This is a genomic window from Halorubrum salsamenti (genome assembly GCF_007671685.1).
Classification (GTDB): Archaea; Halobacteriota; Halobacteria; order Halobacteriales; family Haloferacaceae; genus Halorubrum; species Halorubrum salsamenti.
Genome location: NZ_VCNL01000004.1, coordinates 307,771 through 330,259, shown reverse-complemented (window position 1 = coordinate 330,259; position 22,489 = coordinate 307,771). Strand labels below are relative to the sequence as shown.

The 22,489-nt window shown below is 68.3% G+C and carries 28 protein-coding genes and 1 tRNA gene; 26 read left to right on the top strand and 3 right to left on the bottom strand.

Going from position 1 to position 22,489, the window contains the following annotated elements; genetic code table 11:
• Window positions 1–1,069: 1,069 nt before the first annotated feature.
• The 4 genes from FGL94_RS12980 to FGL94_RS12965 all read left to right on the top strand — a co-directional run bounded on the left by FGL94_RS12980 (window position 1,070) and on the right by FGL94_RS12965 (window position 5,696).
• On the top strand, window positions 1,070–2,848 hold the full coding sequence (locus FGL94_RS12980) for a hybrid sensor histidine kinase/response regulator (protein ID WP_144925952.1): 1,779 nt from the start codon (window positions 1,070–1,072) through the stop codon (window positions 2,846–2,848).
• A 95-nt stretch (window positions 2,849–2,943) separates the two neighbouring features.
• Window positions 2,944–4,260, top strand: a complete 1,317-nt coding sequence (locus FGL94_RS12975) for an MFS transporter (protein WP_144925949.1) — start codon at window positions 2,944–2,946, stop codon at window positions 4,258–4,260.
• Between the two features lie 395 nt (window positions 4,261–4,655).
• Entirely contained in the window at window positions 4,656–4,934 is a 279-nt protein-coding gene (locus tag FGL94_RS12970; protein ID WP_144925946.1) for a zinc ribbon domain-containing protein, read from the top strand.
• A gap of 84 nt (window positions 4,935–5,018) precedes the next feature.
• Complete coding sequence (locus tag FGL94_RS12965) at window positions 5,019–5,696, top strand: phosphate ABC transporter permease (RefSeq protein ID WP_144925943.1); 678 nt, start codon at window positions 5,019–5,021, stop codon at window positions 5,694–5,696.
• Here FGL94_RS12965 and FGL94_RS12960 read toward each other — a convergent pair.
• Complete coding sequence (locus FGL94_RS12960; RefSeq protein ID WP_144925940.1) at window positions 5,693–6,550, bottom strand: 3-hydroxyacyl-CoA dehydrogenase family protein; 858 nt, start codon at window positions 6,548–6,550, stop codon at window positions 5,693–5,695. The two genes, FGL94_RS12965 and FGL94_RS12960, sit on opposite strands and share 4 nt — an antisense overlap.
• A gap of 221 nt (window positions 6,551–6,771) precedes the next feature.
• Between FGL94_RS12960 and FGL94_RS12955 the strand changes: the two genes are divergently transcribed.
• The 3 genes from FGL94_RS12955 (at window position 6,772) to FGL94_RS12945 (ending at window position 10,362) form a co-directional block, all read left to right on the top strand.
• Entirely contained in the window at window positions 6,772–7,569 is a 798-nt protein-coding gene (locus tag FGL94_RS12955) for a class I fructose-bisphosphate aldolase (RefSeq protein WP_144925937.1), read from the top strand.
• The gene (locus FGL94_RS12950; protein ID WP_144925934.1) at window positions 7,569–8,450 is read left to right on the top strand and encodes a class 1 fructose-bisphosphatase; all 882 of its coding nucleotides are present in this window, start codon (window positions 7,569–7,571) and stop codon (window positions 8,448–8,450) included. Before FGL94_RS12955 ends, FGL94_RS12950 begins: the two co-directional genes overlap by 1 nt.
• 88 nt (window positions 8,451–8,538) lie before the next feature.
• Window positions 8,539–10,362 (top strand): acyl-CoA carboxylase subunit beta, encoded by a 1,824-nt coding sequence (locus FGL94_RS12945; RefSeq protein WP_144925931.1) that lies wholly within the window; start codon window positions 8,539–8,541, stop codon window positions 10,360–10,362.
• 26 nt (window positions 10,363–10,388) lie between these two features.
• On the opposite strand, the gene FGL94_RS12940 is transcribed toward FGL94_RS12945, so the two are convergent.
• Window positions 10,389–10,937, bottom strand: a complete 549-nt coding sequence (locus FGL94_RS12940) for a DedA family protein (RefSeq protein WP_144925928.1) — start codon at window positions 10,935–10,937, stop codon at window positions 10,389–10,391.
• Window positions 10,938–11,098: 161 nt separating this feature from the next.
• Here FGL94_RS12940 and FGL94_RS12935 point away from each other — a divergent pair, with 161 nt between their 5' ends.
• On the top strand, window positions 11,099–11,626 hold the full coding sequence (locus tag FGL94_RS12935) for a redoxin domain-containing protein (protein WP_144925925.1): 528 nt from the start codon (window positions 11,099–11,101) through the stop codon (window positions 11,624–11,626).
• Window positions 11,627–11,733: 107 nt separating this feature from the next.
• Here the strand turns inward: FGL94_RS12935 and FGL94_RS12930 are convergent.
• Window positions 11,734–11,804 (bottom strand) — tRNA-Gly (locus FGL94_RS12930).
• Window positions 11,805–11,956: 152 nt separating this feature from the next.
• On the opposite strand from FGL94_RS12930, the gene FGL94_RS12925 reads away from it, so the two are divergent.
• From FGL94_RS12925 to FGL94_RS12840, 18 genes are all read left to right on the top strand, one after another.
• Window positions 11,957–13,237: a PQQ-dependent sugar dehydrogenase gene (locus FGL94_RS12925; RefSeq protein ID WP_144925922.1), complete on the top strand. Its 1,281-nt coding sequence runs from the start codon at window positions 11,957–11,959 to the stop codon at window positions 13,235–13,237.
• A 106-nt stretch (window positions 13,238–13,343) separates the two neighbouring features.
• Window positions 13,344–13,622, top strand: coding sequence for a hypothetical protein (locus FGL94_RS12920; RefSeq protein WP_144925919.1), 279 nt, complete (start codon window positions 13,344–13,346; stop codon window positions 13,620–13,622).
• 245 nt (window positions 13,623–13,867) lie between these two features.
• Window positions 13,868–14,734, top strand: coding sequence for a putative RNA uridine N3 methyltransferase (locus FGL94_RS12915; protein WP_144925916.1), 867 nt, complete (start codon window positions 13,868–13,870; stop codon window positions 14,732–14,734).
• A gap of 4 nt (window positions 14,735–14,738) precedes the next feature.
• Window positions 14,739–15,755, top strand: a complete 1,017-nt coding sequence (locus FGL94_RS12910) for a 50S ribosomal protein L3 (RefSeq protein WP_144925913.1) — start codon at window positions 14,739–14,741, stop codon at window positions 15,753–15,755.
• Window positions 15,756–15,758: 3 nt separating this feature from the next.
• Window positions 15,759–16,505, top strand: coding sequence for a 50S ribosomal protein L4 (gene rpl4p, locus FGL94_RS12905; RefSeq protein WP_144925910.1), 747 nt, complete (start codon window positions 15,759–15,761; stop codon window positions 16,503–16,505).
• Entirely contained in the window at window positions 16,502–16,756 is a 255-nt protein-coding gene (locus FGL94_RS12900; protein WP_144925907.1) for a 50S ribosomal protein L23, read from the top strand. The genes rpl4p and FGL94_RS12900 overlap by 4 nt, the downstream gene beginning before the upstream one ends.
• Before the next feature lies 1 nt (window position 16,757).
• On the top strand, window positions 16,758–17,480 hold the full coding sequence (locus FGL94_RS12895; protein ID WP_004047227.1) for a 50S ribosomal protein L2: 723 nt from the start codon (window positions 16,758–16,760) through the stop codon (window positions 17,478–17,480).
• On the top strand, window positions 17,477–17,902 hold the full coding sequence (locus FGL94_RS12890; protein WP_144925904.1) for a 30S ribosomal protein S19: 426 nt from the start codon (window positions 17,477–17,479) through the stop codon (window positions 17,900–17,902). The genes FGL94_RS12895 and FGL94_RS12890 overlap by 4 nt, the downstream gene beginning before the upstream one ends.
• 3 nt (window positions 17,903–17,905) lie before the next feature.
• Window positions 17,906–18,370, top strand: coding sequence for a 50S ribosomal protein L22 (locus FGL94_RS12885; RefSeq protein WP_144925901.1), 465 nt, complete (start codon window positions 17,906–17,908; stop codon window positions 18,368–18,370).
• Window positions 18,370–19,314 carry a 30S ribosomal protein S3 gene (locus FGL94_RS12880; protein ID WP_144925898.1) on the top strand — a complete coding sequence of 315 codons (945 nt, stop codon included), beginning with the start codon at window positions 18,370–18,372 and terminating at the stop codon, window positions 19,312–19,314. The genes FGL94_RS12885 and FGL94_RS12880 overlap by 1 nt, the downstream gene beginning before the upstream one ends.
• Complete coding sequence (gene rpmC, locus FGL94_RS12875; protein WP_004047223.1) at window positions 19,315–19,527, top strand: 50S ribosomal protein L29; 213 nt, start codon at window positions 19,315–19,317, stop codon at window positions 19,525–19,527.
• Between the two features lie 2 nt (window positions 19,528–19,529).
• Window positions 19,530–19,988 (top strand): ribonuclease P protein component 1, encoded by a 459-nt coding sequence (locus FGL94_RS12870; protein ID WP_144925895.1) that lies wholly within the window; start codon window positions 19,530–19,532, stop codon window positions 19,986–19,988.
• Window positions 19,979–20,323, top strand: a complete 345-nt coding sequence (locus tag FGL94_RS12865; protein ID WP_127118563.1) for a 30S ribosomal protein S17 — start codon at window positions 19,979–19,981, stop codon at window positions 20,321–20,323. Before FGL94_RS12870 ends, FGL94_RS12865 begins: the two co-directional genes overlap by 10 nt.
• The gene (locus tag FGL94_RS12860) at window positions 20,323–20,721 is read left to right on the top strand and encodes a 50S ribosomal protein L14 (protein ID WP_050025348.1); all 399 of its coding nucleotides are present in this window, start codon (window positions 20,323–20,325) and stop codon (window positions 20,719–20,721) included. Before FGL94_RS12865 ends, FGL94_RS12860 begins: the two co-directional genes overlap by 1 nt.
• A 2-nt stretch (window positions 20,722–20,723) precedes the next feature.
• Complete coding sequence (gene rplX, locus FGL94_RS12855) at window positions 20,724–21,080, top strand: 50S ribosomal protein L24 (protein ID WP_144925892.1); 357 nt, start codon at window positions 20,724–20,726, stop codon at window positions 21,078–21,080.
• The gene (locus tag FGL94_RS12850; protein ID WP_144925889.1) at window positions 21,077–21,802 is read left to right on the top strand and encodes a 30S ribosomal protein S4e; all 726 of its coding nucleotides are present in this window, start codon (window positions 21,077–21,079) and stop codon (window positions 21,800–21,802) included. Before rplX ends, FGL94_RS12850 begins: the two co-directional genes overlap by 4 nt.
• On the top strand, window positions 21,795–22,319 hold the full coding sequence (locus tag FGL94_RS12845; protein ID WP_144925886.1) for a 50S ribosomal protein L5: 525 nt from the start codon (window positions 21,795–21,797) through the stop codon (window positions 22,317–22,319). The genes FGL94_RS12850 and FGL94_RS12845 overlap by 8 nt, the downstream gene beginning before the upstream one ends.
• Window positions 22,316–22,489 carry a 30S ribosomal protein S14 gene (locus tag FGL94_RS12840; RefSeq protein WP_004047216.1) on the top strand — a complete coding sequence of 58 codons (174 nt, stop codon included), beginning with the start codon at window positions 22,316–22,318 and terminating at the stop codon, window positions 22,487–22,489. Before FGL94_RS12845 ends, FGL94_RS12840 begins: the two co-directional genes overlap by 4 nt.

Genomic DNA, 22,489 nt, shown 5'->3' with positions numbered 1-22,489 from the left:
TCGCTCGCAGATAGTGAGAGTGTAGTGCGGGGCACCAGATGCCCGCTCTGCTGTGGTTGTAATTTCATAACTTGGCATAAACTCAGTGATCTCGTACAATGGTACTACGACAGCCTACCCAAAATCGCATGACGTAACTCCCCTCACTTTCTCGTAACCTATATTTCGAAAAATAAATCGTGTATCTTCATAATATTCTTGATGTGTGTCTCATGTAGCGACAGTATACTCACCCGCGATACCACCTCACGCTAGCATTTCATACCCGAGAGTTATTACCACAAGATCCCCCCGAGTTACACTCACGGAAGATCCCGTAGGTACGGATATTATTCGTTAAAACGGATAGTATAGCGTTGTCACGAAGCCCTGTGTCACGGGGTTGCGACTTGTCCCAAGTCGGGTGGTCTCCGACACACCACTTCTTCGGGACTTCGTCCCTACAATCTGCTATAGGACTCCACGATATTAATTGTGTTGTTTCGTAGCAATTGGACCGTTTTGAGGTGACTGTCGGACCTATTACTGTCTCTGTTATTGATTCGATCACTTCGCCTATGGTACGGATGCTCCCGAACGATGGCTATTGAACCAGCGACATTTGCCGTGACGTTCGGTTTTGTTATCTCGACGACGGATGCACACGGTGAACATCCGAGACGGCGACAGGGTCAGACACACGGACACGTTGGACGCGTCAACACGGGGGGCGTCTCCGCCCGATATCGACGGCTCTGACCGTCGAAATCGCCCGACAACGACGATCGGCTCGCCCGCCAGCTCGGGGCGTCGCAGGCGCTCGCAAAACGTTAAAGCAGTCCATGTCGACGTGGAACACGACGCGGTCGCTCTCCGCGTCGTCGTCCGCGTCGGTTCCGGGGAGCGTTCCGCCCGCCATCGCACGAGGCTCCGCGCCGCGCGGCCTTAAGAATCAGCCACGCGCGGCGGTAGTGGAACTCCGGCGTCGCGTCGCGGTGAACGCCGGTGGCCGCGGTCGACGACGCCCCCGATCCTCACGACTGATACAGAAGCCGACATCCGTTTATCCGGCGACCGAGTAGACCGTGCCATGTCCGAACGGATCGACGTGTTGCACGTCGACGACGACCCGTCCGTGCTGGACCTCGCGGAGGCGTACCTCGAACGCGAGCTGGAGTCCGTCGCGGTGACGAGCGTCACGGAGCCGTCGGCCGCGCTCGACGCCCTCGACGAGGCGGAGTTCGACTGCGTCGTCAGCGACTACGACATGCCCGGCACGGACGGGCTGGAGCTCTTCGAGGCCGTTCACTCGGCGCACCGCCGGCTCCCGTTCGTCCTCTACACCGGGAAGGGGTCGGAGGAGATCGCCAGTCGGGCGCTCAACGCGGGCGTCACGGGGTACTTCCAGAAGGGCGGTCCCGAGCAGCTCCGCCGGCTCGCGAACCGTGTCGAGCAGGCGGTCGCGGAGCACCGGACCCGCGAGATCGCCGACCGCTACTCCACGGTCATCGACGCGCTCGGGTATCCCGTGTACGTCGTCGACGAGACCGGCGTCTTCCGGTTCGTCAACGAGCCGTTCGCGGAGCTGACCGGCTACGACCGAGCGGAGCTCGTCGGTAGCACCCCGGCGCTGATAAAGGACGACGACGCGGTCGAAGAGGCCGAGGACCGACTCGGGCGGGTCCTCTCGAGCTCCGGCTCCGACGTGGAGCGCTTCTCGGTCGACATCGTCCCGAAGGAGGGCGAGCCGGTCCCCTGCCGAGACCACATGGCCGCGCTCCCGTACGAGGGCGAGTCGTTCGAGGGGAGCGTCGGTATCCTCCGAGACGTCTCCGACGAGCGCGCGCGCCGCGAGGAGCTGGAGACGAAGACGCGGGCGCTCGACGAGGCGCCCGTCGGTATCACGATCACCGATCCGGACCTGCCGGACAACCCGATGGTGTACGTCAACGACCGGTTCGTCGAGATGACCGGTTACGACCGCGGGGACGCGGTCGGCGTCAACTGTCGGTTCCTGCAGGGAGACGACACCGATCCGGAGCCCGTCGCCCGGCTCCGCCAGGCGATCGACGCCCAGGAGCCGGCGAGCGTCGAGCTGTTGAACTACCGGAAGGACGACACGCCGTTCTGGAACCGCGTCAGCGTCGCGCCGATCCGCGACGGCGACGGCTCCGTCTCGGAGTGGGTCGGCTTCCAGGAGAACATCACGGCGTTCAAGGAGCGCGAGGCGGCGCTCCAACGCCAGAACGAGCGCCTCGACGCGTTCGCGGGCATCGTCTCGCACGACCTCCGGAACCCGCTCAACGTCGCGCAGGGGAGGGTCGAGCTGGCGCGGGAGCTGGCGGACGACCCGGAACACCTGGACACCGCCGCCGACGCGCTCGATCGCATCGAGTCCATCGTCGAACACACGCTCACGCTCGCTCGCGAGGGGGAGAGCGTCGGCGACCCGGAGCGGGTCGCGATCGCCGAGGTCGCCGCCGACAGCTGGGAGACGGTCGACACCGGCCCGGCCTCGCTGTCGAACGAGGCCGACGGCGAGGCGTTGGCGGACCCGGACCGGCTCCGGAACCTGTTCGAGAACCTCGTCCGCAATGCGGTCGAACACGCCGGCGACGACGTTCGGATCCGCGTCGGCGACCTGCCGGACGGGTTCTACGTCGAGGACGACGGGCCCGGGATTCCCGAGTCTGTCCGCGGCGACCTCTTCGAGCCCGGGCAGAGCGGCGTCGCCGGCAACACCGGCTTCGGGCTGGCGATCGTACAGGAGATCGCCACCGCCCACGGGTGGACCGTCGAGGCGGTCGACGCGGCCGACGGCGGCGCGCGGTTCGAGATCCGCGGCGTCGAGCGTCCCGCGTCGTCGTAGCCTCTCGGGTCGGAACGGCGATCCGCCGCGGGTCGAAACCGGATCGATCCCCGGCTTCGCAAACGCCTTTGTCCTCGCGGGCGAACCCGCGATCGATGGGGTTGCTCTCGGGCGTCGCCGACACCGACCGCCGGGTGATCGTGCTCGCGCTCGCTCGGATGGTCGGCGCCGCCGGTAACTCCTTTCTCATCGTCGTGCTGCCGCTGTACATCGCGAGCGACCTGGTCGACATCGAGTCGCTCCTCGGGACCGCGGTCGGCGTCGGCGCGGCGTCGGTGACCCTGACCGAGCCGCTGCTCATCGGGGTCGTGCTCTCGCTGTTCGGCTTCCTCAACAGCCTCTCGCAGCCACTGACCGGACGACTCTCGGACCGGACGGGCGTGCGGCGCCCCTTCGTGTTGGCCGGCATCCTCCTCTTGGGGACCGCGAGCGGGCTGTACACGATCGCGGACGCCTACTGGCAGCTGATCGCGCTCCGCGCGGCCCAGGGGTTCGGCGCGGCGCTCATCATCCCGGCGACGGTCGCGCTGGTCAACGAGTACGCCGCGAGCGACGCCGACCGCGGCGGCAACTTCGGCGTGTACAACACGTTCCGGCTGATCGGATTCGGCTTCGGTCCGGTCCTCGCCGGCGCCGTCGTCCAGCGGGGCCCGTACGACCTCTCCGCGATCGGGCTCCCGGTCCTCGACGGGTTCGACGCCGCGTTCGCGGCCGCCTGCGCCGGCGCGTACCTCAGCTTCACCCTCGTCTTCCTCCTCGTGCGCGACGCCGCCGAGTCGAGCGAGGCGAGCGACGACCTCTCGATCCGGGTCCGCGGCGAGGGGCGCCTGCTCGACCCGGTGTTCGCGCTCGGGCTGGCGACGGTCGCGATGGGGATCTGCATCGCGCTGTTCGCGACCCTCCAAACGCAGGTGAACGCCCGGCTCGACCAGCCGCCGGTGTGGTTCGGCCTCCAGTTCGCGGCGGTCACCATCGCGAACGTCCTGTTTCAGGTGCCCGTCGGGCAGGCGAGCGACCGGATCGGGCGCCGCCCCTTCCTCTTGGCCGGGTTCGTGCTGCTCGGTCCCACCACCCTCCTGCAGGGGATCGTCACCGACCCGCTGGTGATGACGCTCGTCCGGTTGGCGCAGGGCGTCGCCGTCGCGTGCGTGTTCGCGCCGTCGCTGGCGCTCGCGGGCGACCTCGCGCGTGAGGGCGAGTCCGGGACGACGCTGTCGGTGCTCACGATGGGGTTCGGCTTCGGGGTCGCGATCGGGCCGCTGGCGTCCGGCTGGCTCGTCGGCTTCGGCTTCGTCGTCCCCTTCGCGGCCGGCGCCGTCCTCGCCGTCGTCGCGCTCGCGGCCGTCGTGACGCAGGTCGAGGAGACGCTCGGAACGGGCGAGGACGCCGCGGACCCGCTCGCGACGGACTGACGGCGGATCCGATCGCGGCGGGCTGACGGCGGACCCGATCGCGACGGACTGACGGCGGACCCGATCGCGGCGTGCAACGGGGAGTGAAAACCGCTATTTATGAGACCCGTACCTCGTGGCGCGCCTCCGAGCGGCCGCCCTTGGCGGCCGCGAGGTGCCCGCGAGGGAGTCGGAGCGGCGCTTATAAGCGCCGCTCCGACGAGGCTGGGGAGGCGTGAGGCTGTGCGGTTGGGGAGGGATTCGGAGGGGTCACCGCCGATCGACTATCACCTGTTTATAAGTAAACGGCTGAGACTCCGGAAGCGTTCACCGTCGAGTCGTCGATCGCTTCTCTGTAGTTGCTTGCTTATCTGTAGTTGATCGCTTATAAGTCGATGACTCGCGAACCCCCTCGCGTGTCCCGCGATCGCGTCCACTGCGTCGACTGCCGGGAGCCGATCCCGAGCGACGCGCGGACCTGCCCCCACTGCGAGGCCCTCCAACCGTCGCCGCTCCTCGACGTCGGCGTCGTCGTCGCCGGCGTGTTCGCGTTCGTCTTCGGCGTGATCCTCGCGCTGATGACGCTGGGGACGACCCGCATGCTCGGGCTCGGACTGATCGTAGTGGGATTCGGCCTCGCCGTCGGCGGCTACACCCGATACGTCGACCGGGAGGCGGGCCGTCGAGGGAGGTGACGGGGCCCGCCGAGTCGGCTCCATGCCGCCGCCGACATTCTCGTCTCGCGACCTTTTAAGTCGAACCGGCGTCCACGTGACGACATGATCACGCCACTCTCCGCCGGGCTCGTCGTCGCGGGGCTGCTCCTCGCGTTCGTCGGAGCCGCGGTCTCCGTCTACGCCGTCACGCTGACCGGGGTCCTCGTCGGCGCCGGTGCGGGCTATCTCGCCGCGCCGAACCTCGTCGGGCTGATCGCGGTCGACGGGCTGGTCCTCACCGGCGGGGCGGTCGCGCTCGGCGCCGCTGTCGGTGGGTTCCTCGCGTACGCCGGGCTCTCCTTCGCGGTCGTCGCCATCGGCGGGCTCGTCGGCGGCTTCGGCGGGCGGTTCGCGGTCGGGCCGATGTACGCGACCGACGCGGCCGGGATGGAGGGGACCCTCCTCCTCGTCGGCGCCACGCTGGCCGGCGTCGCGGTCGGCGCGCTGTTCGGGTTCGTGCTGAGCCGGACGACGCTCGTCGTCTCGACGGCCTTCATCGGCGCGGCGTTCGCGTCGCGGTCGATCACCCCCGCGACGCTGGACGCGGCCGCCGCGCAGACGACGGTCGAACCGCTGCTGTTCGACGTGACCGCACCCGCGTTCCTCGCCGTGTTCGCCCTCGGCGCGCTCTCCCAGCTCGGGCTGTTCAAGTTCGGCTACGTGACGACGCTCGTCGGCCTGCTCCCCGGCGCGCGCCGGTGGACCGCGGGCGACGACGAGGACGGCGCCGAAAGCACCTAATCGTACTCGTAGAACCCCCTCCCCGTCTTCTTGCCGAGGTCGCCGGCCTCCACCTTGCGCTTCACGAGGTACGCCGGCTTGTACCGGTCGCCGAGTTCGGCGTGGAGCGTCTCGCTGGCGTCTAACACCACGTCGAGCCCGATGTGATCGGCGAGTTCGAGGGGGCCCATCGGGACGTTCGTCCCGAGCGTCATCCCGCGGTCGATGTCCTCCCTGTCGGCGACGCCCTCGTCGTACGCGCGGACGCCCTCGTTGATCCACGGCATCAGGATGCGGTTCGTGACGAAGCCGGGCTTGTCGTCGGCCTCCCACGTCTCCTTGCCGAGGTCCTCCGCGAACGCGTGCGCGAAGTCGACCACCGTGTCCCCGGTGCGCTCCCCGACGACGACCTCAACGCCGTCCATGATCGGGACCGGGTTCATGAAGTGGAGGCCGATCACGTCGCTCGCGCGGTCGGTGGCGCTCGCGATGGTCGTGATCGACAGCGTCGAGGTGTTGGTCGCGAGGACAACGTCGTCGTCGGTCACCGCGTCGAGGTCGGCGAAGATGTCCTTCTTCACGTCGAGGTCCTCGACGGCGGCCTCGACGACCACGTCGGCGGTCGAGAGGGCGTCGAAATCGGTCGTTCCCTCGATCCGGGTACGGATCGCTTCCGGGTCCTCGCCGAGCCGACCGTTCCGGTCGAGCCGGGCGAGGCTGTCGTCGATGCCCTCGAGTCCCCGCTCGACGTACTCCGGCTCGATGTCGCGCATCACGACCTCGTAGCCGGCGGTCGCCGCGACCTGCGCGATCCCGTTGCCCATCGTGCCGGCCCCCACCACGCCGACGACGTCGATGTCGGATAGCTCCCGCATGCGAGACGCTGTCGCGGCGGCGGTGGTAAGTATTGCGGCTCCGGTAGCGAGGGACCGCGATCCGTCCGAGGGTGCGTAGAATTAACTATCTGAGTAGTAATAGTAGGATCGGCGTATCGGTCGATAGCGCCGACGAGGGGGCTATATATGCGGTCTCTAACTCGACGCGGCGGCTTGAATAACCATAGTGTTTTTTATCGATGTAACGGAAGTACGAACTGATGCTTCCTCACGCTGACGACGCCATCTCGCGGGACGGCAAGTCTCTCATCCTCGCGTACGATCACGGGCTCGAACACGGCCCGGTCGACTTCGAACCGAATCCGGCGACCGCCGACCCGGAGCGGCTGTTCGAGCTCGCCACCCACGACGCGGTCACCGCGCTGGCCGTACAGAAGGGGGTCGCCGAGGCGTACTACCCCGACTACGAGGACGACGTGAACCTGCTGTTGAAGCTGAACGGCACCTCGAACCTCTGGATGGGCGAGCCCGACAGCCCCGTCAACTGCTCGGCCGAGTACGCCGCCGGTCTCGGCGCCGACGCGGTCGGGTTCACGCTCTACGGCGGCTCGAACTACGAGGTCGAGATGGCCGAGGAGTTCAAGGCGGCCCAGGAGGGCGCCCGCGAACACGACATGGGCGTCGTCATGTGGTCGTACCCCCGCGGACAGGGCGTCAAAAACGACACGAGCCCCGACACCATCTCGTACGCGGCCCGGCTCGGACTGGAGCTCGGCGCCGACGTGGTGAAGGTGAAGTACCCCGGCTCCGCAGAGGCGATGGGCGAGGCGGTCCGGATGGCCGGCCCCACGAAGGTCGTGATGTCCGGCGGCACGATGCGCGACGACGAGGCGTTCCTCCGGAACGTCGCGGACGCGATCGACGCCGGCGCGACCGGGCTCGCGGTCGGGCGGAACGTCTTCCAGCGCGACGATCCCGAGCGCATCCTCGACGCGCTCGAGGCCGTGGTCTTCGAGGAGGCCGACCCGGCGGAGGCGCTGGCGGTCGCCGACGACTGATGACGGAGACTGACCCCGTCGTCGAGGCGATATTCGACGCGGTCGCGGCCACGGCCCCCGAGATCCGCGCCGCGCTCCCCGGCCGACGCGTCGAGAGCGGGACCGACAACCCCTCCGGGGAGTCGGTGTTGGCCGGCGACCTCTACGCCGACGAGCTGCTCGCGGACGCGCTGACCGCGGTCGACGGCGTCGGGTCGTTCGTCAGCGAGGAGCGCGCGGACGCCGTCGACGCCGGCGGCGCGGTCGGAGAGGGGGCGTACGCGGTCGCGATCGACCCCCTCGACGGCTCCTCGAACCTCCGATCGAACAACGCGATGGGGACCGTCGTCGGGGTGTACGACGCCCCGCTCCCCGCGACCGGACGCGACCTCGTCGCCGCCGGGTACGTGCTCTACGGCCCGATCACGACGATGGTCGTCGCCGACGACGACGGCGTCCGCGAGGAGGTCGTCGAAGCGGAGGCCGACGAATCGGTCTCCCGCTCCGTCGTCGAGGACGACCTCCGACTCCCCGACGACCCCCTCGTCTACGGGTTCGGCGGACGCGTCCCCGACTGGACCGACGAGTTCACCGCCTACGTCCGCGAGATCGAAGACGAGCTGAAGCTCCGGTACGGCGGCGCCATGGTCGGCGACGTGAACCAGGTGCTCACCTACGGCGGGATCTTCGCGTACCCCGCGCTCGTCGACGCGCCGGAGGGGAAGCTCCGGCTCTCCTTCGAGGCGAACCCGATCGCCTACATCGTCGAGCGGGCGGGCGGGGCCGCGACCGACGGCGAAATCGACATCCTCGACGTCGAACCCGAGGGCGTCCACGACCGCGTCCCCCTCTACGTCGGTAACGAGGAACTGGTCGAGCGGCTGAAGGCGGCGCTGGACTGATACCGCGGCTGCCACGCTTTCTTGACACGCCGTGCGGAGACAAATCCGCATGGAAAACTGTTTAGGATCTACCGCAAATCTTGCGCCCATGAACGTCCACGTCGGCGCGGCGGCGACGCCGGAGGAGGCCGAGGCGATAGCGAAGTCGCTCGCCGAGCACCTCGGCGTCGACGTCGACGTCTACGTCGGGGAGCACGACGAGCCCGCCGCGAGCGCGGCGCCTCCCGAGGTCGAGTACCCCCTCGACGACGACCTCGGTCCCACGGACCGCGAGCGCGACCTCCAGGCCGAGATCGACGACATCCTCGAGGGCGGCCCCGAGAAGTACCGCGACCGCCTCCCCGAGCAGGGGAAGCTGTTCGTCCGCGACCGCCTCGACCTCTGGTTCGGCGGCGAGGGCGGCACGCGCGGCGCGGGGGACGCGAGCGCCGCGGAGGGCGACCCGGACGGGCTCCACTTCGAGGACGGGAAGTTCGCCGCGTTCGACGACTGGCACCCGAACGCACCGGACCGCGAGAGCGACGACTCCGACGGCGACGACTCCGGGGGGTCGAGCGACCGCCTCCCGGGCGACGGCCTCCTCACCGGCGCGGCCGAGTTCGAGGGGCGCGACGTGCACTTCATGGCCAACGACTTCACCGTGAAGGCGGGGTCGATGGCGGCGAAGGGCGTCGAGAAGTTCCTCCGGATGCAGCAGCGCGCCCTGAAGACGGGCAACCCCGTGCTCTACCTGATGGACTCCTCGGGCGGCCGGATCGACCAGCAGACCGGCTTCTTCGCCAACCGCGAGGGGATCGGGAAGTACTACTACAACCACTCGATGCTCTCCGGCGCGGTGCCGCAGATCTGCGTGCTGTACGGCCCCTGTATCGCCGGCGCCGCCTACACGCCGGTCTTCGCCGACTTCACCGTGATGGTCGAGGGGATGTCCGCGATGGCGATCGCCTCCCCGCGGATGGTGAAGATGGTCACCGGCGAGGAGATCGAGCTCGACGAGCTGGGCGGCCCGCGGGTCCACGCGGAGGAGTCCGGCTCGGCCGATCTGGTCGCGCGCGACGAGGAGCACGCCCGCGAGCTCGTCGCCGACCTCGTCGGCTACCTCCCCGACAAAGCCGGCGAAAAGCCCCCGCAGCGCGAGACGAAGCCGCCGAAGTTCTCGCCCGAGGGGATCGACGAGCTGATCCCGGAGTCGCCGAACCGCCCATACGACGTGCGCGACCTGCTCGACCGGGTCGCCGACGCCGAGTCGGTGTTCGAGCTGAAGGAGGGGTACGGCGAGGAGATCGTCACGGCGTTCTGTCGGATCGACGGCCGCCCCGTCGGCGTCGTCGCCAACGACCCCGCGGTCCGCTCGGGCGCCATCTTCCCCGACGCGGCCGAGAAGGCCGCCGAGTTCATCTGGACCTGCGACGCCTACGAGGTCCCCCTGCTGTACCTCTGTGACACGCCCGGCTTCATGGCGGGGTCACAGGTCGAGAAGGACGCCATTCTGGAGAAGGGGAAGAAGATGATCTACGCCACCTCCTCGGCGACGGTCCCGAAACAGACCGTCGTCGTCCGGAAGGCGTACGGCGCGGGGATCTACGCGATGGGCGGCCCCGCCTACGACCCCGAGAGCGTGGTCGGGCTCCCCTCCGGCGAGATCGCGATCATGGGGCCCGAGGCCGCGATCAACGCGGTGTACGCCCGGAAGCTCGCCGCGATCGACGACCCCGAGGAGCGCGCCGAGACGGAGGCGCGCCTGCGCGAGGAGTACCGCGAGGACATCGACGTCCACCGGATGGCGAGCGAGGTCGTCATCGACGAGATCGTTCCGCCCTCGGCGCTCCGGGAGGAGCTGGCGGCCCGCTTCGCGTTCTACGAGGACGTGGAGAAGGACCTGCCGGACAAGAAACACGGGACGGTTCTGTAACCTCTCTCCGCCCTCCAGCGCCGCCCCTACAGCGCCGCCAGCTCCTCGGCGCCGAGGAGCCCGAGGGCGCCCCCGAACCCGAGCGCCACCGCGACCCCGATCGCCAGCAGCGCGCCGACGTACGCGGCGGAGCCGACGAGCGACGCGGCGGCGAACCGCGGGGCGGAGACGGACGAGGCTTTCGCGGTCGGGACCGCGAGCCACCCGCGCGTGCCGGGGACCGCGTTCGAGGCCGCTACCGCCGGGAGCCCCCATCGGTCGAACCAGCGGCTCGCGCCGTCGAGTCGCCCCTCGCCGACCGGGACGAGGGGGAGCGACGCGGGGTCCGCGCCGAACCGGCGGACGGCCACGAAGACGGCCGACTGGCCGACGGTCGCGCCGACCACCGCCGCGGCGAACACCGGCAGCACCGCGACCGCCTCGACGCCGACGGCGACGACCGCGGCGACGAACAGCGTCCGCGCCGGGAGCACCTTCCCGACGAGCGCGCCCTCCAGCGCGAACACGACGAAGACCGCGACGGCGCCGTAGCTGTCGACGAGGGCGAGCGCGGTCGCGGCGTGGGAACCGAACACGACCAACGTCGGTCGCCACCACGTAAAGCTCTTACACCGTGAACAGTGCTCTCAGGAGCCATGGTGGCAGTTAATCGGATCTATTTTGATTCACAGTGGTCCCCCGAGTGGCCGAACCTCCGGAGGTGGGTATTTATCGGTCGCACGCGCAGGTGTCATCCATGATCGACGTCGGCGTCAAGGCTCCCGACTTCATCGCGCCCGCGGTCGCGGCTGGGACGGCAACCGAACTGGAGCTGTTCCGGCTCGTCGACCGACACGAGGCGGTCGTCCTCTGTTTCGCGCCCGCGAACTTCGTGCCGACCTGCACCGCCGCGTTCGCCGCAGTCCGCGACGCGGGCTGGCACGACCGAGACGACCTCGCCGTCGTCGCGCTCACCGGCGACTCGCTGTACGCGGGGTTCGCGTACGCCGACCGGTTCGACCTCCCGTTTCCCATCGTCTCCGACTTCCACGGGGGGATCGCGGAGTCATACCACCTGTTGGCCGACTCGTGGGAGGCTCACTCGGATATCCCGCGCCGGGCGGTCGTCGCCATCGACGGCGACTGGACGGTGCGGTTCGCCGAGGCGACGACCGACGCGCTCGACCGGCCGGCGCCCTCTCCCGTCCAGAACGCGACCGCGACGCTCCGCGAGATCGGTATCGACGTCGACCGGCCGCGCGTGAACTACGACGGACCGTGGTGAACGGGGGACCGCGGTGAACGGGGGACCGCAGTGACCTCGATCGCTGCGTGGACTGCGTCTTTCTGGGTTCAAATCACTCGGAGATTTCTCTCACTACGTTCGAGAAATGCACCGGCCGAGATTTGAACTCGGGTTGCAACCATGGCAAGGTTGCGTGATACCACTACACTACCGGTGCGTGCTTCGCATCTCCACATAGCCCGAGTCGGAGATATAAGGGTTCCGAACGACGGCCGACGGGGCGCCGTAGGTCCCCATTGTCCACCGCCCCAACCGCCGGAAGCGTCATCGGCATCGCGACCAACACCGACACGGAGACGACTCCCGTCCATGACGCGTCACGCCACAGATCCCGTCACCGACAGACGCACCGTGCTCCGGGCCACCGGCGGTCTTGCGGCGCTCTCGCTGGCCGGCTGTCTCGGCGACGGTGGGGGGAACGACGACAGGTCGGCCGACGACGGTGACAGCGGCGACAACGACACCGCCACCCCGCCCGATGACGGCACGGACGTCGAGTACGCCGTCGAGCGCGTCGCGGAGGGGTTCGACCACCCGTGGGGGATCGCCTTCCTTCCGGACGACGGTCGACTGCTCGTGACGGAGCGTTCCGGTCGGCTCTCGCTCGTCGACCCCGAGGACGGCTCTCGCTCGACCGTCGAAGGAGCTCCGGGGGTTCACGCCGCCGGACAGGGCGGACTGCTCGACGTCGTGGTCCACCCCGGGTTCCCGGGCGACGCGCGCGTATACCTCACGTACGCCGCGACGAACGACGCCGGGGAGTCGGCGACGCACGTGGGAAGCGGGCGGCTTTCCCTCTCCGGCTCCGAATCCCCCGCGCTCGACGACTTCGAGGCGATCCGCGTCGCGGCGCCGTTCGTCGGCTCCGACCTCCACTTCGGCTCGCGGGCGACGTTTGGCCCCGACGGCGCGCTGTTCGTCACGGTCGGCGACCGGCGCGACACCGAGTTCGGTCCCGACCACGTCTCGCAGGACCGGTCGAACGAGCTCGGCTCGACCCTCCGGCTGACGCCCGACGGCGACGCCCATCCCGACAACCCCTTCGTCGACGATTCAGCGGTGGCAGACTCGATCTACAGCTACGGACACCGGAACCCGCAGGCGATGGCGGTGCGTCCCGAGACGGGAGCGATCTGGCAGTGCGAGCACGGCGAGCGCGACGGCGACGAGATCAACGTCATCGAGCGCGGCGGCAACTACGGGTGGCCGGTCGCCAGCGAGGCGTGTCGGTACGGAACCGACGAGCGCCTCGCTCCGAGCCACCGCGAGCGCGGCGACGTGGTCGCTCCCGTCCACTACTGGCCCTGCGGCTCCGGTGGCTTCCCGCCGAGCGGCGCCGTCTTCTACGACGGCGACGCCTTCCCGGAGTGGCGCGGCGACCTGTTCGCGGGGACGCTCGCGGCGCGGTACCTCGGTCGATTCACCGTCGAGGGCGCGGGCGTCGCCGACGCCGCGGTGACCGAGCGCGAGCCCCTGCTCGCCGACCGCGACTGGCGGGTCCGAGCGCTCGCGGTCGAGCCGGCCACGGGCCACCTCTACGTCGCGGTCGACGACGGCGACGCGCCGATCGCGCGGATCGTCCCCGAGTGAGGGCGGGAGCGGTTCGCGCGGGTCTACTCAAACGAATTACCGTAAGGAACGTTACAAAAACGTCATACAGATTATCATTAAGTCCGAGCCGCCCTACGTATCTCGTATGCGACCTGACACAGGACGGCCGTCACGTGACGCACCGAACCCCGTCCCCGGCGCCGACGCGATGTCTCTCGTGTCGGGGACGGCGCTGCTGCTCGCGGCGACGTTCGGCCTCTTCGTCGCCGTCACGTATCCGACCGCGAGCGCCGTCGCCGGCACGGCGGCCCTCGCCGTTCGCTACGGCGCGAGACCCCTCGCCGGCCGCCTCCGGTGTGCGGCGCGTGAACGGGAAGTGACCCCGGTCTGTGTGCCCCGAACAAACGTCTGTCTCGAAGCGTGACCCGCCGCCGGGCTCTCGTTCGGCCTGCCGTCCCTTCCCGAGGTGTTGGTGTTCAGACTCGACCACGGGCTCGACCCGTTCTCACCCCGGCCGTTCCTCCGCCTCGCTCCGGACCGTGCGATCGACTCTCTCGATCCACGGACCGAAACGCCCGCCAGACCCCGTGTGAACGCGCCACAGTGCGAAATCGGTACCGCTACCCTTTTAGGCCGGCGTCCGAAATCGAGGAGTACAGTCTCGCCACGATGCGTACCGAAGACGGACTCACGATCTGCATTCCGTCTTCGGTCGTCCGGGAGGCCGAGGACGCTCGCGAGGCGACTCGCAAACTCGGCTACGTCGCCCGTGCGGCGGCGGTGTTCCGGGCGGATCGACTGGTCGTCTTCCCCGACAGGGAAGGCGAGCGGCGACGGGGCGGCGAGTACGTTCGGACCGTGCTGGGGTACGCCGCGACCCCTCCGGGGCTCCGCAAGGACCTCTGGGGGGAGCGCGACGAGCTCCGGTACGCCGGCGTGCTCCCGCCGCTCCGCGTGCCGTGGCGGACCGGCTCGACCCCTAGCGGGGAAGAGTCGAAAACACAGGGACTCGTGACCGAGGTCGGACCTGAAGGCCGCGTCCGGGTCAATTCCCCGCTGCGGGAACACCCGATCTCCCTGCTCGTTCCCTCCGGAATGGAGGTCGAGCAGGGGGAGCGCGTCACCATCAGGGTCTCTTCGAGAGAACCGGTCCGCGCCCGCATCACCGGGAAGCCCGAGGAGGGTTTCCAGGTCGTGGAAGCGGACCTGTCGGAAGCGCTCGCCGGCGACGGCTTGGCCGTCGCGACGTCGCGACACGGGGAGGAACTCTCCGTCTCGCGGCTCGGCACCATCGTCTCGGACGCGCGGGAGGTCGGCGGGTACACCGTCGCCTTCGGCTCGCCCGAGCGGGGGCTTCCGGAGATGCTCGGGCTTTCGCCCGACGGCATTCGGGCGGCCGTCGCCGACGGCCGCTCGGTCGAACCCGATCCGGGGTTCGACCTCTGGCTGAACACGATCCCGGCACAGGCGAGCGAGGTCGTCCGGACGGAGGAGGCTCTGTTCGTGACTCTCGGCTCGCTCACACTCACGGAGTAAACACATGCCACAACCAAGCCGACCACGAAAAGGCTCGCTGGGCTACGGCCCGCGTACCCGCGCAGACCGCGAGGTCCCGCGCATTCGATCGTGGCCCGACGACGACGGAGCCCCCGCACTGCAGGGGTTCGCCGGCTACAAGGCCGGAATGACGCACGTCGTTATGGTCAACGACGAGGCCAACTCGCCGCGTGAGGGGATGGAAACGTCCGTTCCCGTCACCGTCGTCGAGACGCCGCCGATGTACGCGGTGGCCCTGCGTGCCTACGAACAGACGCCGTACGGAAAGAAGCCGGTCGAAGAGGTCTGGGCGACCGAGTTCCACGAGGAGCTCGACCGCGCGCTCGACCTGCCGGCGGAAGACACCTTCGAGGAGGACGCCGAGGAGCTCCGTTCGCTGCTCGACGAGGGCGCGGTCGACGACGTCCGCGTCATCACCCACACCGTCCCCTCGGAGCTCGCGAACGTACCCAAGAAGAAGCCCGACATCATGGAGACCCGAGTCGGCGGCGGCTCCCTCGAGGAGCGCGTCGACTTCGGGCTCGACCTCGTCGCGGAGGGCGGCGCCCACGAGTTCGGCGACGTCTTCCGCGCGGGTCAGTACACCGACGTGTCGGGTATCACGAAGGGGAAGGGGACGCAGGGTCCCGTCAAACGCTGGGGCGTCCAGAAGCGGAAGGGCAAACACGCCCGCCAGGGATGGCGGCGCCGGATCGGTAACCTCGGTCCGTGGAACCCCTCCCGCGTTCGCTCCACCGTTCCTCAGCAGGGGCAGACCGGTTACCACCAGCGCACCGAGCTCAACAAGCGCCTCATCGACTTCGGCGAGGGCGACGACGCCTCCGTCGACGGCGGCTTCGTCAACTACGGCGAGGTCGACGGCGACTACGCGCTCATCAAGGGCTCGCTGCCCGGTCCGGACAAGCGTCTGCTTCGGTTCCGCCCGGCCATCCGGCCGAACGACCAGCCGCGCCTCGATCCCGAGGTCCGGTACGTATCCACCGCATCCAACCAGGGATAATCCATGAACGCAACAGTACACGACCTGGACGGCGGGGACGCGGGCAGCGTCGAGCTGCCGGCGATCTTCGAGACCGCGTTCCGACCGGACCTCATCGGTCGAGCGGTCTCCGCCGCACAGGCTAACCGGAAACAGGCCTACGGTGCCGACGAGTTCGCCGGGCTGCGAACCCCCGCGGAGTCGTTCGGCTCCGGGCGCGGGCTCGCGCACATCCCGCGCTCCGAGAACGTCGCCCGGCGCGTCCCGAACGCCGTTTCGGGCCGCGCTGCGCACCCGCCGAAGGCCGAGAAGGACCAGACGAAGAGCCTCAACGACAAGGAACGACAGCTCGCGATTCGGTCGGCCATCGCGGCCACCGCCGACGCCGAGCTCGTCGCCGAACGCGGTCACGCGTTCGACGAGGACCTCGACTTACCGCTCGTCGTGAGCGACGAGTTCGAGGACCTCGAGAAGACTCAGGAGGCCCTGGGCGTGCTCGAAGCCGTCGGCGCCGACGCCGACATCGAGCGCGCTGAAGAGGGTCGATCGGTCCGAGCCGGCCGCGGGAAGACCCGCGGTCGCAAGTACAGCCAGCCGAAGTCCGTGCTCGTCGTCACCAGCGAGGAGCCGTCCCGCGCCGCCCGCAACCTTTCGGGCGTCGACGTCGCGACCGCGCGAGAGGTCAACGCCGAGGACCTCGCGCCGGGCGCGCATCCGGGCCGACTCACGCTGTGGACCGAGAGCGCCATCGAGGAGGTTGCCGACCGATGAACTCCATCATCGAGCATCCGATCGTCACCGAACAGGCGATGAACGAGATGGACTTCAAGAACAAGCTGCTGTTCCTCGTCGACATCGACGCGACCAAACCCGAGGTCCGCGAGGAAGTGCAGGACCGGTACGACGTCTCTGTCGTCGACGTGAACACGCAGGTGACCCCGCAGGGCGCGAAGAAGGCCACCGTCACGCTCTCCGAGGACGACGACGCGACCGAGATCGCATCGCGCATCGGGGTGTTCTAAGATGGGACGACGAATCCAAGGACAGCGGCGTGGACGCGGCGGCCCAACGTTCCGGGCCCCGTCCCACCGCTACAAGGCGGAACTGTCGCACAAGAAGCTCGAAGACGTGGACACGATCACCGGCGAGATCGTCGGGATCGAACACGACCCCGCCCGCTCGGCTCCGCTCGCGGAGATCGAGTTCGAGGACGACGACCGTCGGCTCGTGCTCGCGCCGGAAGGCGTGCGCGTGGGCGAGACGATTCAGGTCGGCGTTTCCGCGGAGATCAAGCCCGGGAACACGCTCCCGCTGGCGGAGATCCCCGAGGGCGTCCCGGTCTGTAACGTCGAGAGCAACCGCGGGGACGGCGGGAAGTTCGCCCGCGCCTCCGGCGTGTCGGCGACGCTTCTCACTCACGACCGCGACGTCGCGGTCGTCCAGCTCCCCAGCGGCGAAGTGAAACGGCTCGACCCGCAGTGCCGCGCCACGATCGGCGTGGTCGCCGGCGGCGGTCGGACGGAGAAACCCTTCGTCAAGGCCGGTAACAAACACCACAAGATGAAAGCGCGCGGGACCAAGTACCCGCGCGTGCGCGGCGTCGCGATGAACGCCGTCGACCACCCCTTCGGCGGGGGCGGTCGCCAACACCCCGGCCAGCCGAAGTCCGTCTCGCGGGACGCCCCGCCCGGACGGAAGGTCGGTGACATCGCATCCAAGCGCACCGGACGAGGTGGCAACAAATGAGTTCAGATTACCGAACCGGCCGCGAGGACAAGGAGTTCGCCTACCGCGGTCACTCGCTCGACGAGCTGCAGGAGATGGACGTAGAGGAAGTCGCGGAACTGCTCCCCGCACGCCAGCGGCGAAGCATCGTTCGCGGCCTCGGCACCGAACAGCAGAAGCTGCTGGAGACGGTCCGGAGCCGCGACAAGGAGACGACGGCGGACAATCCGATCCGGACGCATCTGCGCGACATGCCGATCCTGCCGGAGTTCGTCGGCGTCACCTTCTCCGTGTACAACGGACACAGCTTCGAGCGCGTGCAGGTCGAGCCCGAGATGATCGGACATTACCTCGGCGAGTTCCACCTGACTCGAAGCACCGTCGAACACGGTCAGGCCGGCATCGGCGCGACCCGGTCCTCGAAGTTCGTGCCCCTCAAGTAACCCATGGGAATCAACTACAGCGTCGAGGCCGACCCGGAGACCACCGCCAAGGGGATGCTCCGCGATCGGCCCATCAGCGTGAAGGACAGCAAGGAGATCTCCCGGGAGATCAAAGGCGAGACGGTCGCCGACGCAGAGGAGTTCCTGCAGGAAGTCATCGACGAGGAGACCTCGGTGCCGATGCGCCAGCACAACGCCGGCGCGGGCCACCGCTCCGACATCGACGGCTGGGACGCGGGACGGTACCCCGAGAAGGCCGCCAAGGACTTCCTGAAGCTCCTGGAGAACGTCAAGAACAACGCGGACGAACAGGGCTTCGACGGCGACGAGATGGTCATCAAACACGTCGCCCCCCACAAGGTCGGCGAGCGACCCGGCCGGAACCCGCGAGCCGCGGGCGCCACCGGGTGGAACACCACCCTCGCCGATGTCGAGCTCATCATCGAAGAGCCGGAGGCTGACGAATAATGGCTGACGAACACCAATTCATCGAGGACGGCCTGCGCCGTTCACAGATCAACGAGTTCTTCGCGGACGAGCTCGGCCGCGCCGGCTACGGCGGCATGGACGTCGCCCAGACGCCGATGGGCACGCAGATCGTCCTGAAGGCCGAAAAGCCCGGCATGGTGATCGGGAAGGGCGGGAAGAACATCCGCAAGATCACCACCGAGCTCGAGGACCGCTTCGACATGGACGACCCGCAGATCGACGTTCAGGAGGTCGACGAGCCCGACCTGAACGCTCAGATCGTCGCGGACCGTCTCGCGAACGCACTGGAGCGCGGCTGGTACTTCCGGAAGGCCGGGCACACGACGATCGACCGGATCATGGACGCGGGCGCGCTGGGCGCCGAGATCGTCCTGTCCGGGAAGGTCACCGGCGCGCGTTCGCGCGTCGAGAAGTTCAACCGCGGCTACATCAAGCACAACGGCGAGCCCGCGGAGGAGGTCGTCGACCACGGCCAGGGCGTCGCGGTGATGAAGCTCGGGACGATCGGCGTCAACGTGAAGATCATCCCGCCGGGCGCGCAGCTCCCGGACGACTTCGACATCCGCGAGGACGCCGAAGTTCCGGAGGTCGAGCAGGCGGCGGTCGACGTCGACGCCGACGAGGGCGTCGAGTCGCTGCTCGAAGAGGAGCCCGAGGAGGTGCCCGACGTGGGCGCCGACGACGATGTCGAGGTCCCCGACGAGGACCCCGCCGACGTCATCGACGAGGAGGTCGTCGAGGAAGTCGCCGAGGAGACCCAAGACACGGCCACGGAGGCGACCGACGTCACCGAAGAGGAGCCGGTCGGCGACGAGGATGTCGACGCCGACGATGTCGATGAGCTCGACGAAGAGATCGAAGAGGAAGCCGCGGACCTCGTCGCAGAGATGGAAGCGGCGGACGAAGACGAGGAGGACGAATAAATGGCGATCCTCTACACCGACGAAATCCGCGACATGACCGCGGCCGAGCGCCAGGTCGAACTCGAGGAGCTCGAGACCGAGCTGCTCAACTCGAAGGCGCAGCGGGCCGCCGGCGGCATGCCGGAAAGTCCGGGCCGCGTCAAGGAGATGAAGAAGACGATCGCGCGGATCAAGACGATTCAGGCGGAAGAAGGCGACTTCGACGACGAATAACGATGATCTCCCCCGACACACTCGTTCGGCACGAACTCGTCGGCCTCCCGGTTCGGGTGGCCGACGCCGACAGCGACGCCCACGTGGGTATCGCCGGTCGCGTGCTGTCCGAGACGTTCGGCACCCTCGTGGTGCGAACGGGATCGGGGGACAAACGCGTGCCCAAGTCGGGCGCGACGTTCGAGTTCGCGGTCGTCGATCGACCGACCGCCCGCACAGATGAAGCCGCCGACGGCGATCAGTCGTCGGGGTCCGCGTCCCAACTCGGGTCGGATACTACGGGGGTCCGCCCCCGTCAGTCTGGCCCGTCCGGATCCACAAGCGTCGTCACCGGTGACGGCGTGGGTCCGGCGAGCCACCGCGGCGAGTGCAAAGACGTGGTCTACGCGACGGTGGATGGCGAGCGGTTGCGGTATCGACCCGCCGAACGCACCGAACAAGGTGTCACACAATGGCGATAGGAATCGACGTACCCACGCCTCCGGAGCCAGACAACCCGGAGGATTACGACTATGAGAAATGCCCGTTCTACGGGCAGCTCTCCGTCCGCGGCCAGACCCGTGAGGGGACGGTCGTGTCGACGGATATGGAAAAGACCGTCATCGTCGAGCGAGAATACGACGTGTTCGTACCGAAATACGACCGGTACATGAAGCGTCGGTCGCGCATCCCGGCTCACGTGCCGGGCGTGCTCGACTCGCTCGAAGTCGGTGACGAAGTGAAAATCGCGGAGACGCGACCGCTCTCGAAGACGAAGTCCCACGTCGTCGTCGAGAACCTGTCGGGTGATCTGTGATGGAGGCGCTCAAGGCCGACGTCACGCAGGGCCTCTCGAAGGGCTCGCTCATCACGTGCGCCGACAACACCGGCGCCCGTGAGCTGAAGGTGATCTCGGTGGCCGGCTACTCCGGTACGAAGAACCGCCACCCGAAGGCAGGTATCGGCGACAAGGTGACCGTCTCGGTCACCAAAGGGACCCCGGAGATGCGGCGGCAGGTGCTGGAGGCGGTCGTCGTCCGCCAGCGCAAGCCGATCCGCCGTCCGGACGGCACGCGCGTGAAGTTCGAGGACAACGCGGCCGTCATCATCGACGACCTCGAGGAGCCGCGGGGCACGGAGATCAAAGGCCCCGTCGCCCGCGAGGTCGCCGAACGGTTCGGGAGCATCGCCTCGACCGCGACGATGATCGTCTAATCATGACGAAACAGCCACGAAAACAGCGAAAACGGTCGGAGACCGCGCCGCTCCACGAGCGGCAGAACCAGGTCCGGGCCACCCTCACGGACGAGCTCCGCGAGGAGTACGGCCAGCGGAACGTCCGCGTCAACGCCGGCGACACCGTCGAGGTGCTTCGCGGCGACGCGGCCGGGACGGAGGCCGAGGTCATCTCGGTCGACCTGTCCGCGGAACGGATCACCGTCGAGGACGTCACCGTCGAGAAGGCGGACGGGGAGGAAGTTCCCCGTCCCATCCCGGCGAGCAACGTCCGGGTGACCGGACTGGACCTGGAAGACGAGCGCCGGGAGGCGCGGCTCCAGGAGGATAACGAATGACGCGACATCAGAAGCGACTGGCAGTACCGAACTCCTGGCCGGTCGAGCGAAAGACGAACACGTTCACCGTCAAGGCCGGCGCCGGCCCGCACGGTGAGGCGGGCGTTCCGCTCGTCGTCCTGCTGCGGGACGTGCTCGGCTACGTCGACTCGACGAAGGAGGCGCGCTACGCGCTGAACAACGACTCGGTCCTCGTGAACGGGGACGCGGTCTCGGACGAGCAGCGTCCGATCGGGATGTTCGACATCCTGGCGTTCCCCGAGCGCGGGGAGTTCTTCCGCGTCTTCCCCGACGAGGGCGGTCGGCTCGCGCTGACCCCCGTCGACGAGGAAGCCGCCGGAAGCCGGCTCGGGAAGATCACGAACAAGTCCGTCGTCCCCGGTGGCGACGCCCAGCTGACGCTCCACGACGGGACGAACGTCCTCGTGGACGCCGACACCGAGTACGACACGAAGGACTCGATCGTCGTCGACAACGAGTCGAAGGAGATCGTCGCCCACTTCGAGTACGAAGAGGGTGCCCTCGTCACCGCCGTCGCCGGCCAGCACGCCGGTCGCATCGGCGAGGTGACCGACATCGACGTGACGCTCGGCTCCGGCTCGAACACGGTCTTCGTCGGCGACGACGAGGACGGCTACGAGACGGTCGAGGAGTACCTCGTCGTCATCGACGAGAACTTCACCGGCGACGACGCCGACGAGGCGGGTGATTCGGATGAGTGAATCCGAGAGCGCGCCGCACGAGATGCGCGAGCCGTACCTGGAGAAGGTCGTCGTCCACATGGGCGTCGGGCAGGGCGGTGAGCCGCTCGCGGACGCCGAGGAGATCATCGAGGAGATCACGGACCAGCAGTCGGTCCGGACCACTTCGAAGCGCACCATCGCCGAGTTCGGGATCCGTAAGGGCGACCCGATCGGCGTCAAGGTGACGCTACGGGGCGAGGACGCACACGAGTTCCTCGCGACCGCGCTCGACATCGTCGACGTCTCGCGCAGCCAGTTCGACGACACGGGCAACCTGAGCTTCGGGGTCGAGGACCACACCGACTTCCCGAGCCAGGAGTACAACCCGAACATCGGCATCTACGGCCTCGACGTGACGACGACGATCGTCCGTCCCGGCTACCGCGTGTCGAAGCGGGACAAGGCGACGGCCTCGATCCCGTCCAAACACCGGATGACCGCCGAGGACGCGGCCGCGTTCCTCGAAACGAACTTCGACGTTGAGGTAACGGAATGAGCGAAGCGAACAACGACACGGGCGAGCACGCGTCGAAACGCACCGACTCCCGGCACACGTGCCGGCGGTGCGACCGCGAGCAGGGGCTCGTCGGCAAGTACGACATTAACCTCTGCCGGCAGTGTTTCCGCGAGGTCGCCCGAGACATGGGATTCGAGAAGTACAGCTGA

What these genes read in the sequence shown, in the direction of transcription:
- FGL94_RS12980 (WP_144925952.1), top strand. Translation starts at nt 1,070, where the DNA reads ATGTCCGAACGGATCGACGTGTTGCACGTCGACGACGACCCGTCCGTG.
- FGL94_RS12975 (WP_144925949.1), top strand. Translation starts at nt 2,944, where the DNA reads ATGGGGTTGCTCTCGGGCGTCGCCGACACCGACCGCCGGGTGATCGTG.
- FGL94_RS12965 (WP_144925943.1), top strand. Translation starts at nt 5,019, where the DNA reads ATGATCACGCCACTCTCCGCCGGGCTCGTCGTCGCGGGGCTGCTCCTC.
- FGL94_RS12960 (WP_144925940.1), bottom strand. Translation starts at nt 6,550, where the DNA reads ATGCGGGAGCTATCCGACATCGACGTCGTCGGCGTGGTGGGGGCCGGC.
- FGL94_RS12955 (WP_144925937.1), top strand. Translation starts at nt 6,772, where the DNA reads ATGCTTCCTCACGCTGACGACGCCATCTCGCGGGACGGCAAGTCTCTC.
- FGL94_RS12950 (WP_144925934.1), top strand. Translation starts at nt 7,569, where the DNA reads ATGACGGAGACTGACCCCGTCGTCGAGGCGATATTCGACGCGGTCGCG.
- FGL94_RS12945 (WP_144925931.1), top strand. Translation starts at nt 8,539, where the DNA reads ATGAACGTCCACGTCGGCGCGGCGGCGACGCCGGAGGAGGCCGAGGCG.
- FGL94_RS12935 (WP_144925925.1), top strand. Translation starts at nt 11,099, where the DNA reads ATGATCGACGTCGGCGTCAAGGCTCCCGACTTCATCGCGCCCGCGGTC.
- FGL94_RS12925 (WP_144925922.1), top strand. Translation starts at nt 11,957, where the DNA reads ATGACGCGTCACGCCACAGATCCCGTCACCGACAGACGCACCGTGCTC.
- FGL94_RS12920 (WP_144925919.1), top strand. Translation starts at nt 13,344, where the DNA reads ATGCGACCTGACACAGGACGGCCGTCACGTGACGCACCGAACCCCGTC.
- FGL94_RS12915 (WP_144925916.1), top strand. Translation starts at nt 13,868, where the DNA reads ATGCGTACCGAAGACGGACTCACGATCTGCATTCCGTCTTCGGTCGTC.
- FGL94_RS12910 (WP_144925913.1), top strand. Translation starts at nt 14,739, where the DNA reads ATGCCACAACCAAGCCGACCACGAAAAGGCTCGCTGGGCTACGGCCCG.
- rpl4p (WP_144925910.1), top strand. Translation starts at nt 15,759, where the DNA reads ATGAACGCAACAGTACACGACCTGGACGGCGGGGACGCGGGCAGCGTC.
- FGL94_RS12900 (WP_144925907.1), top strand. Translation starts at nt 16,502, where the DNA reads ATGAACTCCATCATCGAGCATCCGATCGTCACCGAACAGGCGATGAAC.
- FGL94_RS12895 (WP_004047227.1), top strand. Translation starts at nt 16,758, where the DNA reads ATGGGACGACGAATCCAAGGACAGCGGCGTGGACGCGGCGGCCCAACG.
- FGL94_RS12890 (WP_144925904.1), top strand. Translation starts at nt 17,477, where the DNA reads ATGAGTTCAGATTACCGAACCGGCCGCGAGGACAAGGAGTTCGCCTAC.
- FGL94_RS12885 (WP_144925901.1), top strand. Translation starts at nt 17,906, where the DNA reads ATGGGAATCAACTACAGCGTCGAGGCCGACCCGGAGACCACCGCCAAG.
- FGL94_RS12880 (WP_144925898.1), top strand. Translation starts at nt 18,370, where the DNA reads ATGGCTGACGAACACCAATTCATCGAGGACGGCCTGCGCCGTTCACAG.
- rpmC (WP_004047223.1), top strand. Translation starts at nt 19,315, where the DNA reads ATGGCGATCCTCTACACCGACGAAATCCGCGACATGACCGCGGCCGAG.
- FGL94_RS12870 (WP_144925895.1), top strand. Translation starts at nt 19,530, where the DNA reads ATGATCTCCCCCGACACACTCGTTCGGCACGAACTCGTCGGCCTCCCG.
- FGL94_RS12865 (WP_127118563.1), top strand. Translation starts at nt 19,979, where the DNA reads ATGGCGATAGGAATCGACGTACCCACGCCTCCGGAGCCAGACAACCCG.
- FGL94_RS12860 (WP_050025348.1), top strand. Translation starts at nt 20,323, where the DNA reads ATGGAGGCGCTCAAGGCCGACGTCACGCAGGGCCTCTCGAAGGGCTCG.
- rplX (WP_144925892.1), top strand. Translation starts at nt 20,724, where the DNA reads ATGACGAAACAGCCACGAAAACAGCGAAAACGGTCGGAGACCGCGCCG.
- FGL94_RS12850 (WP_144925889.1), top strand. Translation starts at nt 21,077, where the DNA reads ATGACGCGACATCAGAAGCGACTGGCAGTACCGAACTCCTGGCCGGTC.
- FGL94_RS12845 (WP_144925886.1), top strand. Translation starts at nt 21,795, where the DNA reads ATGAGTGAATCCGAGAGCGCGCCGCACGAGATGCGCGAGCCGTACCTG.
- FGL94_RS12840 (WP_004047216.1), top strand. Translation starts at nt 22,316, where the DNA reads ATGAGCGAAGCGAACAACGACACGGGCGAGCACGCGTCGAAACGCACC.